This is a genomic window from Caldicellulosiruptor diazotrophicus (genome assembly GCF_017347585.1).
Taxonomy (GTDB): Bacteria; Bacillota; Thermoanaerobacteria; order Caldicellulosiruptorales; family Caldicellulosiruptoraceae; genus Caldicellulosiruptor; species Caldicellulosiruptor diazotrophicus.
Genome location: NZ_AP024480.1, coordinates 582,860 through 595,037, shown reverse-complemented (window position 1 = coordinate 595,037; position 12,178 = coordinate 582,860). Strand labels below are relative to the sequence as shown.

The following is a 12,178-nucleotide window of genomic DNA, read 5'->3' as shown; positions in this document are numbered from 1 at the left end:
GTAGCCCTTTTGACTTATATATTTTTCAAAATTTACAGCTTTACATTTCTTTCTTTGCTGCTAATCCTTATAACTTCACTTATTTCTGACACAAAAATCTTACCATCACCTGGATTTCCTGTTGAACAGCATTCCAAAATAATGTCAATCACCTTTTCAAACTTCTCATCACTCACAACAATCATTACCAGAACCTTAGGGAGAAGATCCACGGTATAACTTCCTGCTCTCCACTGCAAGGTAATACCGCGTTGGATACCTCTTCCTTTAACTCTCATAACTGTCATTCCGTATATACCCTCTTTTTCAAGGCACTCTTTGAGGTCGTTAAGTTTTTCTTCTCTTATTATAGCTTCTATTTTTTTCATCTCAAAACACCCCCAAAATTAAATTCCTCCATAAGCCTCTTCGCCATGCTGAGATATATCAAGACCAACAGTCTCTTCTTCGTATGTCACAGCCAAACCAACTGTTTTATCAAGTAATTTTGAAATTATTATGGTCACAATAAACGAAAATGCCCAAACAACTAACACCGAGATAAGCTGAACAAAAAACAGCTTGTAGTTTCCAAATAAGAGCCCGTCGTTTCCTGCTGGATTTACAGCCTTGCTTGCAAATATTCCTGTTGCAAGCGCCCCCCAAGTTCCACCCATTCCGTGGCAAGCCCAAACGTCTAATGTCTCATCAAGTTCTAATTTTTCTCTGAGTCTAATACAATAAAATGAGATTATAGAAGCAACTGCACCAATAACAATTGCTGAAAGAGCATTTACATAACCTGATGCAGGTGTTATTGCAACAAGCCCAACAACTGCACCTGTTGCAATTCCAATTGCGCTTGGTTTTTTGTAAAGCCAGCTGATTAACATCCACGAAACTGCAGCAGAGGCTGCCGCAACATTTGTTACAACAAAAGCATTTACCCCAATCTCATTTGCGGCTAAGCTGCTACCTCCGTTGAACCCAAACCAGCCAAACCAAAGTAAAAACGCCCCAACAAGTGTTAAAGGAATATTATTTGGCTCCATCTGAACTTTGCCAAAGTCCTTTCTTTTTCTTAGCACAAGCGACAGTGCTAAAGCTGACACACCAGCAGTAATATGAACAACAGTACCTCCTGCAAAGTCTAAAGCCCCTAAGTTTTTGAGCCATCCACCTTTTGCCCATACCCAATGCGCAACCGGATTGTAAACAAATATTGACCATAGTAATGTAAAAAGTATATAACTGCTAAATTTTATTCTCTCAACATAAGCACCTACAATAAGTGCAGGAGTGATTGCTGCAAACATCATCTGAAATGCCATAAACAAAAGGTGTGGAATGCTCCCTGCATAGTCAGGGTTAGGCTTATATCCAACATTTTTTAACCCTGCCCAGTCAAAGCTCCCAATCAATCCAAATCTGTCAGGTCCAAAAGCCATGCTATAACCGATCAAAACCCATTCAATGCTGATAAGTCCCAGAGTCAGTGCTGACATGGTAATTGTGGAAAGAAGGTTTTTTCTTCTGACCATACCACCATAAAAAAGACCTACTGCTGGTGTCATCAGCATAACTAAAGCAGTTGAAATTAAAACCCATACAATATCAGCATAGTTCATCCAAAACACCCCCAAATTTTATTTTGAAAGTCTATATTCCCCTAAAATGCAAAATGGGGACATACCTTTTCTGGTATGCCCCCATTGGCAACTACAGTTTTATTATATTCTCTTGAGTGTAAATTGTCAATAGGTTGAAAGAAAAAAACTTCTGAATTGCAGAAAATAAAAGCTCCTTTAAAAAAGGAGCTGTAAAAAACTTTTTTATCTTTTTGAGAACTGAGGTGCTCTTCTTGCTTTCTTGAGACCGTATTTCTTTCTTTCCACCATACGCGGATCTCTTGTAAGAAATCCCGCTTTTTTCAGAGCAGGTCTTAAAGTTGGATCAGCAAGCACAAGCGCTCGTGCAATCCCATGTCTTACTGCACCTGCTTGACCAGAAAGACCGCCACCTTTAACCTTTGCAATTACATCAAACTTACCAAGAGTCTCAGTAAGCGTCAATGGTTGTTTCACAATAATTCTCAATGTCTCAAGAGGAAAATACTCTTCCATGTTCTTATCGTTCACAATAATTTTGCCATTTCCAGGTGAAAGCCAAACCTTAGCAACAGAAGTTTTCCTTCTACCAGTTGCATAGTATTTTATCTGTGCCACTTTCATATCCTCCCCTAACTAAAACTAAATTTCCAGCACTTCTGGCTTTTGTGCCGCATGTGGATGATTTGGTCCTCTGTAAACCTTGAGCTTTCTCATGAACCTATCTCTCAGCCTATTTTTAGGAAGCATTCCGCGCACCGCAATCTCAATTGCCTTTTCTGGATGCTTTTCAAGAAGTCTGCGATATGGTATGAACTTAAGTCCCCCAGGATATTTTGTATGATATCTGTATCCATCATTGTCAAGCTTTTTACCTGTTAAAACAACCTTCTCAGCGTTTACTACAATTACATAATCTCCAGTGTCAACATTAGGTGTAAACTGGGGTTTATGTTTTCCTCTCAAAATCACAGCAATTTTAGCTGCAAGCCTTCCCAGCGGTTTTCCTGTTGCATCTATCACATACCACTTCTTTGGAACTTCATTTGGCTTTGCAAGGTATGTCTTCATCGCTTTCTTCTTCACTCCTTTTGAAATTTTGTTTTCTGTTATTAAAAATCGAAAATCTATATCATCAACTTATACTCGGGGCCTTATTTTAAAACATAAAATATTCTAATATATTATAATGTCAATGTCAATCGCCCAGAATAAGTATTTGAATACAAAATCAAGATTGTTTTAGTGTTAAAAATACAAAACATCTGATAAGTATTTTGGTAAAATATAAATGTATATTATACATTAAAGAGAAAAGAGAGGAGGAATCTTATTGAGATATTTAGTTTCACCGGATAAATATAAAGGGTCATTTGACGCTTTAGTCGCATCTGAGATAATAAAAGAAGCTATTATTGAGGTTGACAAAAGCGCAGAAGTTTTCCAGCTTCCGCTTGCCGACGGTGGAGAAGGGACCCTGACAGCTCTATCTAAAATCTTTGGTGCCAAAATAGAAGAAGTTGAGGTAAATGACCCTCTTTTTAGGAAGATAAAAAGCAGGATAGGATTTTTTGAAGATAAAGCAATCATTGAAATGGCAGAATGTTCAGGACTTCTTATTTTGAAAGATGAAGAAAGAAATCCCCTTTACACAACAACATACGGTGTTGGCGAGCTCATCAAATACGCAATCTCAAAGAATGTTAAAGAAATCATCATTGGCATTGGTGGGTCTGCAACAAATGATGCAGGAGTTGGGATGCTAAATAGCCTTGGTATGAAATTTCTGGACGAAAATGGAGAAGAGTTAAAACCAATTGGAGAAAACTTGGTAAAAATAAAAAAGATTGATGATTCAGAATTTTTGAAAGATGCTCTCAAGATAAAATTTACAGTTTTGTGTGATGTTACAAATCCGCTTTATGGAGAAAACGGTGCAGCGTATGTGTTTGCACCTCAAAAAGGGGCAAACGAAAATGCTGTAAAGCTTCTTGATATGGGACTTAGAAATTTTGCAAATGTTGCCAAAGAGTATCTCGGAAAAGACTTGTCACTGTCAAGCGGAGCTGGTGCCGCAGGAGGATTAGGATTTGCGCTTTTGGCTTTTTTGAACGCTCAATACGTATCAGGAATAGATTATATACTCAGCGCTTCAAATGCAGAACAACATGTCAAGTGGGCTGATATTATTATCACAGGTGAAGGAAGATTTGACAGGCAAAGCTTATCTGGAAAATCTACAATTGGAATTGCAAGACTTGGGGTTAAGCTTGGCAAGATGGTAATTGTTATTTCAGGGTCTATTGATTGTCCTTTTGAAGAATATTCAAAAGAAGGCATAACTTCAATTTTCTCTATCGTTGATATGGCATCATCGCTTGACAGATGTCTCAAAGAAGCACCACGGCTTTTGAAAGAAACTACAAAGAGTATTGTGAATTTGATTTTAAGGGCAAAAAAACTTTAAAAAGCAGATAAAACCATCAGGGCTATTCCGTCTTTTTTTGGAATAGCCCTGAAAAAGGAAAGTTTTTACTTTATGCAAAAACAGTGTGGATATCCTGTGCTGCAGTACTTTTCTGGCAATTTGATTATCAGAGCGTTATTGAGCTGTTCAAATTCAAGCTTATCTTCAAAACCTAAAAGTTTTACCTCTTTGACAGAGATACCACTTGACAGTCCCAAACTTTTGATGATTGCTCTGTTATCTTCTGGATACTTCATTTGAAAAGCAAAAATTTTCCCATCTTTTTGGGTAAATCTAAAATCATCTTTTGTCCACTCAAGCTTTTTCTCCTGGAAAGCTCCACCTTGAGCTTTTGTCGGACCTTCTCCATATCTTATCCATGGACGTGTTGCATATATGGCTTCTGCGTTTACTTTCATCCATTTTGCAATCTCATCAAGAATATAAAGACACTCATCATCCAGTGTGCCATCTGGTTTTTGTGGAATGTTTAAAAGAAGGTTTCCACCTTTGCTGACAATATCAATAAGCATTTCAATTACCTGCTCAGGAGTTTTATATACAGCTCTTACATCATAAAACCAACCACCTACACATGTATCTGTCTGCCATGGATGAGGTAGAATATCTTCGGCTGCTCCACGTTCAATGTCCAAAACACCAATTTTATACACATCTGGATTTGTGTCTTTTTGAGTATACACTGCTTGATTTACACCGCCATAATTTTTTGCGCTTGTATTGTAAAGATGCGCAATTATACTCAGACCAATCTCACCAAATGGAACACCACCATCTGAATACAAAAAGTCTGGTTCATACTGGTCGATTAAATCTTTTATTCTTAAAAACCATTTTATATGCCACTGTGTATTTTGCGAGTACCAATTGACAATCTTTCCATGCCGTTTTTCTAATTCATACTCGTCCCTATTTGGGTGATAAAAATCCTCATAGGCAGGGTCATTTCCATCATATGGAACACTCTTGTATGGTCCTTTTGAATCACATCCTTTGCTTGGTGCAAACCATGAAAAGCTTGCTGCTAAATGTTCTGATACACCAAACGGAAGACCTCTTTCCCTTGCAGCCTTTGCCCACATTCCAACAATATCTTTTTTGGGACCCATATTTACTGCATTCCACCTATGGTATCGGGAATTCCAGTTATCAAAGTTATCGTGGTGAACAGCCTGAGCAACAAAATATTTTGCCCCTGTTTTTATATACAGGTTAATTAATTCCTCTGGATTAAACTTTTCGGCCTTCCACATCTGAACAATATCTTTGTAACCAATCTTTGAAGGATGCCCATACTTTCGCCAATGGTAGTAATACTGTGGTTGTCCTTCTATATAAATATTGCGTGCATACCAGTCACCATACATAGGAACCGATTGAGGTCCCCAGTGCGCCCAAATACCAAACTTGGCATCTAAAAACCATTGAGGACATTTGAACTGCCTTAAAGATTCCCATGTTGGTGAGAATGGACCTTGTTGGATGGTTTTTAAATACTCCTCCATGTGTAAAAGACCTCCTTGTACACAAATTATTTTTTATAAAGTGGGCCAAAATTCTTGCATGCTCTAAAATCTGCACCCTCTAAGTCTTCTGTTCCAAACGCACTCCAAGCACTCGGTCTGAATATTCTTTCTTCTTCTACATTGTGCATGCACACTGGAATCCTTAACATAGATGCCAATGTGATAAACAAATCACCCACATGTCCATAGGTTATTGCACAATGATTTGCTCCCCAGTTTTCCATCACAGAGTATACACTCTTAAATGCTCCCTTGCCAGTAAGTTTTGGAACAAACCATGTGGTTGGCCATGTCGGATCTGTCCTTCTATCAAGTATTTCATGAACATTTGGAGGAAGTTCTACTGTCCAGCCTTCTGCAATCTGAAGAACAGGTCCCAACCCTTTAACAATATTTAATCTTGAGATTGTAACAGGCATACCACCTCTTGTCACAAATTTTGTTGAAAATCCACCACCCCTAAAATAGCCCAAATTTGCATAACAGAATCTTGTTGCCTCTAAACACTTTCTAACTTCTTCTTCAGTGATTTCCCAGAAAGATTTTATAGCAGGCTTGCCGTCAATCTCTTGCTGACCTGTTCCGTCCAGTGCTGCTGAACCTGAATTTATAAGATGAATCACACCATTTTCCGAAAGCCCTTCTGGTTTCCATCCAGTAACTCTATAAATAGCATCTGGACTCCAATATGTTCTAACGTCTGCAAAAATCTGGGCTGTATTTGTAAGAAGATGCCCAAATAACATACATACACCGTTTAAGCTATCATTTTCAGTCGCAAGTATGTAGGGCTGTCTTAGTCCATTCCAGTCAAATGAGGAGTTGAGAATTGTTTCCATAAAGTCACCGTTTGGAAAATGATCTGTCCACTGCCGCTGTCCTTGAAATCCTGCTAAAATTGCATTATGTCCAAGTGCTTCTTCGGGATAACCCAATGCTTCAAGCTTTTTGTTACCAATCATTAAATCTCTTGTTATTATAGCCATCTTGACCACAAATTCCCATACCTCATCCTTCTTTTTTCTGTCAACTCTTTTCTCTGGTGGATTAGGATCTTTTCCTTCCTTACAATTATTCCTCACCCACTGTATTGCCCTTTCAAATTCTTCTTGGTCGTATATTTTTTCTTCTATTCGCCTTATTATCTCTGACATGTCAACACACTCAACTCTCATCCCAAGATAATCCTCAAAAAAGTCAGGGTCAACAATAGAACCTGCGATTCCCATCGATACGTTTCCAATTGAAAGATAGGACTTATTTTTCATTATAGAAACTGCTAAGGCACTTTTTACAAACTTTAAAATCTTTTCTTGGACATCTTGAGGAATTGAAAAATCATCTTTGTCTTGAACATCCTTCCCATATATCTTAAAGACAGGTAACCCTTTTTGATTGTGAGCGGCCGACACTGCAGCAAGATATACAGCACCCGGTCTTTCTGTACCATTAAATCCCCATACAGCTTTTGGAATATCCAGTGTCATATCCATTGTTTCAGAACCATAACACCAGCAAGGCGTGACTGTTATAGAAAGGCCAACTCCCTCTTTTTTGAAAAGTTCATCTGCCATTCTTGCCTCAACAACACCACCAATACATCGAGGAGGGAGTACACACTTTACCTTCTCGCCATTTGGCAAATAAACATTCTTTTCAATAAATTCTGCTACCGATTTTGCTAATCTCCATGTCTGCTCTTCTAAAGACTCTCTTACTCCACCATATCTTCCATCTATAGTTGGTCTTATACCCACCTTGGGGTAATCTTCAACAAGTCTTTTTTCACCTATGAAAACATTCAATCTTTCATTTGACATTTTTGCCATTTCTCCTTTCTTTCAGTTTTTGAGATGCAAAATTACATTGGCAAAATGGAAAGAAAGTGCGTGAAACGTTTAGCTTTTGTTTTACAAAAATAATTATAACGCTATTTATCCTGTTTCTAATATACACTCTTTTTCACAACTTGTCAATATATTTGCCTAATTTTTTGCTATAAACTTCTACATAATTGTCCTTTAGTCACAATTGTATATCACATTTTTCTATTTACTCTAAAAATAGAGAGTCAATTATCACTAAAACTCACTCACCATATGCTAAACGTTTCACAAACCATGACAAAATAAAAATTTTACTTTTGATTTTATTATATTCTTTGATACATTCCTTGTCAATAACAAATAAATTAAATAAAAAATAAGTCAAAAACACTCTAAATCATCTTAAAACCAATAAAATCAACATTTGATCTCTTTTATAGACTTTTTTATCAAAAGTTGTGCATCCAACTTTTTAAAGAGAGGAAAATCGCTTTTATCCCCTTTTAATCTTTTCAAAATAAGCTCAGCTGCTACTTTGCCAATTTCCTCTGTTGGTTGTAGCACTAAAGATAGAGGTGGTTTTACCATTCTTGCTATTTCAATGCTGTCAAATCCAATTACAGAAAGTTCATCGGGAATTTTGACATCCTTTTCATTCAGAGCGATTATACTCCCTACAGTCATATCGTAATTTGTGATGAATACTGCAGTAGGAGGATTATCTTTCTCTAAAAGCTCCATCATCTTTTTAAATCCTGATTCCATACTGTGATAATCACTAAATTTTATATACCCTTGGTCTATTTCCACGTTATAATTCTTGTGTGCTTCAATGTAACCTCTCAGTCTTTCCTTTGCTGTATAAATATTTTGCGGGCCGCATATTATGCCAATTTTTCTATGTCCCATGGTAATAAGTTTTTCCACCGCTTTGTACGAAACCTCAAAATTGTTTACAACAATTGTGTCACACTCGTAATCTGGAATTGGTCTATCAATTGCTATTATTGGAATATCTCTTTTTACAATTTTTCTTATATCAGAGCCCTTCAAAGAAGAGGGAACAACTACAAGAGCATCTACTCTTTTTTTATAAAGAAAATCAAATCTCTCCTTTTCCAATTTCTCATCATCTTTATAGTCGCATACAACAACGCTATAGCCTGTTTCAAGCAAGATTGTTTCTAAACTCGAAATAATAGTGCTAAAGAACTGCTCAAACACAGGTATAAGCACACCCACGGTCATAGTCTTATTTGTCCTCAAGCCTCTTGCAATCTCATTCACTTCAAAATCCAAGGCTTTTATGGCTTCTTCAATCAATATTCTATTTTTTTCAAGCACATTTCCTCCATTTAAGTATTTTGAAATTGTTGCAATTGACAAGCCTGTGTAGCGAGCAATGTCTTTGATGGTCGCAGGAATTTTTATCACCCTCTTTTGTCCAATGAATTTTTTATTAGTTTATTTTACCACCCTAAGCTCTCTTAAATCAAGAATTTTAGTAAGCATTGTTTGAAATACCCATAGGTTTTGATTTGTTTTTGTTGATTCTTTTTATTTTGTTGTGTATAATTAAAATAAATAACTTTAAAATAAATACAACTAAAACAATTTGGAGTGAAAGAAATGGATATCAACTTTAAAATAAAACCTTTCTGGTTTTGGAATGGGAAAATGGAAAATGATGAAATAGCAGAGCAAATAAAAGAGATGCATGACAAAGGAATTGGTGGATTCTTCATTCATCCACGGCAAGGCCTTGAAATACCCTACCTTTCTCACGAGTGGTTTGAAAAGGTTTCTGTTGCAATTGAATGTGCAAAAAAATATAACATGGAAGTGTGGCTTTATGATGAATATCCTTATCCAAGTGGAATTTCAGCTGGTGAAGTAGTTGCTCAGCATCCTGAGTATCAAGCTTTTATATTAGATTATAAAGTGTTTGAGGCAAAAGATAATGAAGAGATTTGCATTGAAATTCCCATGTGTGAAGTGTTATTAGCAAGAGCCTATAGAATAAGAAACGATAATATAGTATGGAATGAATACATAGATTTGATTGATTATATTGGTGTAATCTACAAAGAACACATTTACCAAGAAAGTGGGCTTACGTTTTACAATAGGAAAAGATACTTTGTTGGAGATGGGGCAAAAGTTCTTAAATGGAAAGTACCAAAAGGAGAGTGGAAGATATTTTTGTTTTATCAGTATCCATTAAAAAATTTTAAATATTTCGGAACATTTATCGACCCTCTAAACAAAGATGCTGTAAGACTGTTCATTCAAACCACTCATGAAAGATATAAAAAATACTTAGGTCATGAGTTTGGAAAAACAATAAAGGGAATTTTTACGGATGAAACAGCTCCAGTTGCCGGCAAACTTCCTTGGTCAAAATTGCTTCCTAAGCTTTTTGAGCAAACATATGGGGAAAATCTTATTGAAAAATTACCTCAAATTATTTGCACAGACATATTTGATACAGCTTATGCTAAATTTAAGTATCAGTTTTGGAAGCTTGTTGTGGACACATTTATTGAAAGCTACGACAAACTAATCCTTGAATGGTGCCACCAGAATAATCTTCTATATGTAGGTGAAAAACCAATTTTGAGAAGCTCGCAATTAGCATTTATGGACATTCCCGGAATAGACGCAGGGCACCAAAAGGCTGGTGACATTCCCCAGGTTGTATCTGAAAACTACAGAGCAAATCCAAAGATAGCATCATCTGCCGCTCACTTTTATAAAAAGGAAAGGGTTTTGTGTGAATGCTTTCATAGTATCGGCTGGAGCATCACAATTCAAGATATGAAATGGATATTTGATTGGCTAATACTACAGGGAATAGACATGTTTGTTCCTCATGCTTTTTATTATAGTGCAGATGGGCTTAAAAAACACGATGCTCCACCTTCAGCCTTTTTCCAGATGCCTTGGTGGAAACATCAAAAAATATTGTCTGAGTATGTAGAAAATGTAACTAAAATGCTTAAAAATTGCAAAAGAAAAGTTGATGTACTTGTAGTAGATCCAATTACAAGCCAGTGGACCTGTTTTAATGAGAGAGAGATAAAAGAAAAGATTTCAAAGGATTTCTGTAGAATTCAACAAATTCTTTTAGAAGAAAATGTAGACTACTATGTGATTGACCAGTCATTAGTGGGGAGTTTGGAATGCAGGAATCAAAAGATCTATTATGACAATGAAAAATTTGAATTATTGATCATTCCACCTGTGACCAATTTAGAAAAAGAGGCTTACTTAAAGATAAAAGATCTAATATTTAAAGGATGTAAGCTAATATTTATTGGCTGTTTGCCATTTCAAAGCATCGAAGATTTTGATGTTGCAAAAGATATTAGCAATCTTCTTGGAGTAAATCCTATGGACATCGCAAAGGCATATACAACAGGTTCTAAATTGAACAATATAGTTTTTCTAAACAGTTGTATTTTCATTAGTAACATAGAAGATTTGGCTGCAAAAATTGACAAGATTTGTAAAAAGCCTGTAAGTATATCATATGAATCTCTTAACGACCGCGGTATTCTCTGTGCTTACTTTGAGGATGTAGATCATGATCTTTTATTCATAATAAACCCAACTAAGGAGAAAAAGAGTTGTAAGATACACGTGGGTTACAAGGCTGATGAAATAACCAGAATTTATTCGGTTCCATTAACATTGCAAGAACTTGATAAGGAAATAAATTTCGAAAATTCTTTAGATAAAAAGCAAATGACTTTTTCCATGAGTTTTGAGCCTTTTCAATCGTATTTAATCAAATTAGAAAAAGGTTTGGTTAAGAACAGTGATAACAAAAAGGATATTGAAAAGAAAATTTTTCAATATAAAATTCCTCTTGAAACTTCCTGGAGATTTTCAATTGAGAGTTTAAATCCATTGAGGCTTGGTAGATGGAATTTAAAACTTATTTTCAACAACGGAAATGAACAGTACTCAACATCTTCAAAAATTACAGTGACCCCAAAACCGATAATTGATCAGATAGAAGAAGCAAAAATTCCAATACCACTAAAAACAAAAAGTTTCTTTGGATGTCCAAAAGAAATAATATTGCCAAGCTTTGAGGCAATATACACTACTTCATTTTTTGTAGATGTTGCAGACCAAAAATTCTGGCTTGTAATTGAAGATGAAGGTATAAAAGGTGAATGGTTTATGTTTTTGAATGGCTACACTATTTTACCAAAAGATTTTGTACCTAAAAGATTTTATTCTCATACTAATTTAGCATATGACATTAGCAACTTAATTAAATTGGGAGAAAATCAGCTTTGTGTATGCGTTAAGATTAGCAGGTCTTTTGATGGACTTCTTACACCCATTTATATTTTCAGCATGGCAGGTATATTCAAAGTTGATGACAGCTGGCATATAGGCAACCTTCCAACTCAAGGCTGCTTTGGTAAAGACCTTGAAAATGGCATTCCTTTTTATGCTGGTTTTATAAAGTACGAAAAAGAACTTCAAATGCCATCTTTGGAAAGTGGTTTTGTGGAACTCTTTATTGAAGATAACATAGATCAGTGTGTAAGTCTTTATATAAATGATGAATATATAGGTACAAGGTGCTGGCAACCTTACAGATGGAAGATAGATTCTGATTTACTTTCTTCAAAGAAGGTAAAGCTCACCCTTGAAGTATCAACTTCGAGCCTGCAGCTGTTTGAAGGTGAAGTTATTGAACCAATAACACATAAAATTAAAACAATATGAAAC

9 protein-coding genes are annotated in these 12,178 nt (G+C 35.9%); 2 read left to right on the top strand and 7 right to left on the bottom strand.

Annotation, left to right across the window (positions count from 1 at the left end; all coding sequences use genetic code 11):
* Positions 1-32: 32 nt before the first annotated feature.
* The 4 genes from CaldiYA01_RS02600 to rplM all read right to left on the bottom strand — a co-directional run bounded on the left by CaldiYA01_RS02600 (position 33) and on the right by rplM (position 2,657).
* Positions 33-368, bottom strand: coding sequence for a P-II family nitrogen regulator (locus CaldiYA01_RS02600; RefSeq protein WP_207181038.1), 336 nt, complete (start codon positions 366-368; stop codon positions 33-35).
* A gap of 18 nt (positions 369-386) precedes the next feature.
* Positions 387-1,607, bottom strand: coding sequence for an ammonium transporter (locus tag CaldiYA01_RS02595; protein WP_207181036.1), 1,221 nt, complete (start codon positions 1,605-1,607; stop codon positions 387-389).
* A 204-nt stretch (positions 1,608-1,811) separates the two neighbouring features.
* The gene (gene rpsI, locus CaldiYA01_RS02590; RefSeq protein WP_207181034.1) at positions 1,812-2,204 is read right to left on the bottom strand and encodes a 30S ribosomal protein S9; all 393 of its coding nucleotides are present in this window, start codon (positions 2,202-2,204) and stop codon (positions 1,812-1,814) included.
* Positions 2,205-2,228: 24 nt separating this feature from the next.
* Entirely contained in the window at positions 2,229-2,657 is a 429-nt protein-coding gene (rplM, locus tag CaldiYA01_RS02585) for a 50S ribosomal protein L13 (RefSeq protein WP_207181032.1), read from the bottom strand.
* A gap of 262 nt (positions 2,658-2,919) precedes the next feature.
* Between rplM and CaldiYA01_RS02580 the strand changes: the two genes are divergently transcribed.
* Positions 2,920-4,053, top strand: coding sequence for a glycerate kinase (locus CaldiYA01_RS02580; RefSeq protein ID WP_207181030.1), 1,134 nt, complete (start codon positions 2,920-2,922; stop codon positions 4,051-4,053).
* Positions 4,054-4,118: 65 nt separating this feature from the next.
* Here CaldiYA01_RS02580 and CaldiYA01_RS02575 read toward each other — a convergent pair whose 3' ends face one another.
* The 3 genes from CaldiYA01_RS02575 to CaldiYA01_RS02565 all read right to left on the bottom strand — a co-directional run bounded on the left by CaldiYA01_RS02575 (position 4,119) and on the right by CaldiYA01_RS02565 (position 8,860).
* On the bottom strand, positions 4,119-5,579 hold the full coding sequence (locus tag CaldiYA01_RS02575) for an alpha-L-fucosidase (RefSeq protein ID WP_207181028.1): 1,461 nt from the start codon (positions 5,577-5,579) through the stop codon (positions 4,119-4,121).
* Positions 5,580-5,605: 26 nt separating this feature from the next.
* Positions 5,606-7,420 (bottom strand): L-fucose isomerase, encoded by a 1,815-nt coding sequence (locus CaldiYA01_RS02570; RefSeq protein ID WP_207181026.1) that lies wholly within the window; start codon positions 7,418-7,420, stop codon positions 5,606-5,608.
* A 423-nt stretch (positions 7,421-7,843) separates the two neighbouring features.
* Complete coding sequence (locus CaldiYA01_RS02565; protein ID WP_207181024.1) at positions 7,844-8,860, bottom strand: LacI family DNA-binding transcriptional regulator; 1,017 nt, start codon at positions 8,858-8,860, stop codon at positions 7,844-7,846.
* Between the two features lie 195 nt (positions 8,861-9,055).
* Here CaldiYA01_RS02565 and CaldiYA01_RS02560 point away from each other — a divergent pair, with 195 nt between their 5' ends.
* The gene (locus tag CaldiYA01_RS02560) at positions 9,056-12,175 is read left to right on the top strand and encodes a glycosyl hydrolase (protein WP_207181023.1); all 3,120 of its coding nucleotides are present in this window, start codon (positions 9,056-9,058) and stop codon (positions 12,173-12,175) included.
* The last annotated feature ends 3 nt before the right edge of the window (positions 12,176-12,178 follow it).

Excerpts from the sequence above, each read along its gene's own strand:
- CaldiYA01_RS02600 (WP_207181038.1), bottom strand. The coding sequence starts at position 368 with ATGAAAAAAATAGAAGCTATAATAAGAGAAGAAAAACTTAACGACCTC.
- CaldiYA01_RS02595 (WP_207181036.1), bottom strand. The coding sequence starts at position 1,607 with ATGAACTATGCTGATATTGTATGGGTTTTAATTTCAACTGCTTTAGTT.
- rplM (WP_207181032.1), bottom strand. The coding sequence starts at position 2,657 with ATGAAGACATACCTTGCAAAGCCAAATGAAGTTCCAAAGAAGTGGTAT.
- CaldiYA01_RS02575 (WP_207181028.1), bottom strand. The coding sequence starts at position 5,579 with ATGGAGGAGTATTTAAAAACCATCCAACAAGGTCCATTCTCACCAACA.
- CaldiYA01_RS02570 (WP_207181026.1), bottom strand. The coding sequence starts at position 7,420 with ATGTCAAATGAAAGATTGAATGTTTTCATAGGTGAAAAAAGACTTGTT.
- CaldiYA01_RS02560 (WP_207181023.1), top strand. The coding sequence starts at position 9,056 with ATGGATATCAACTTTAAAATAAAACCTTTCTGGTTTTGGAATGGGAAA.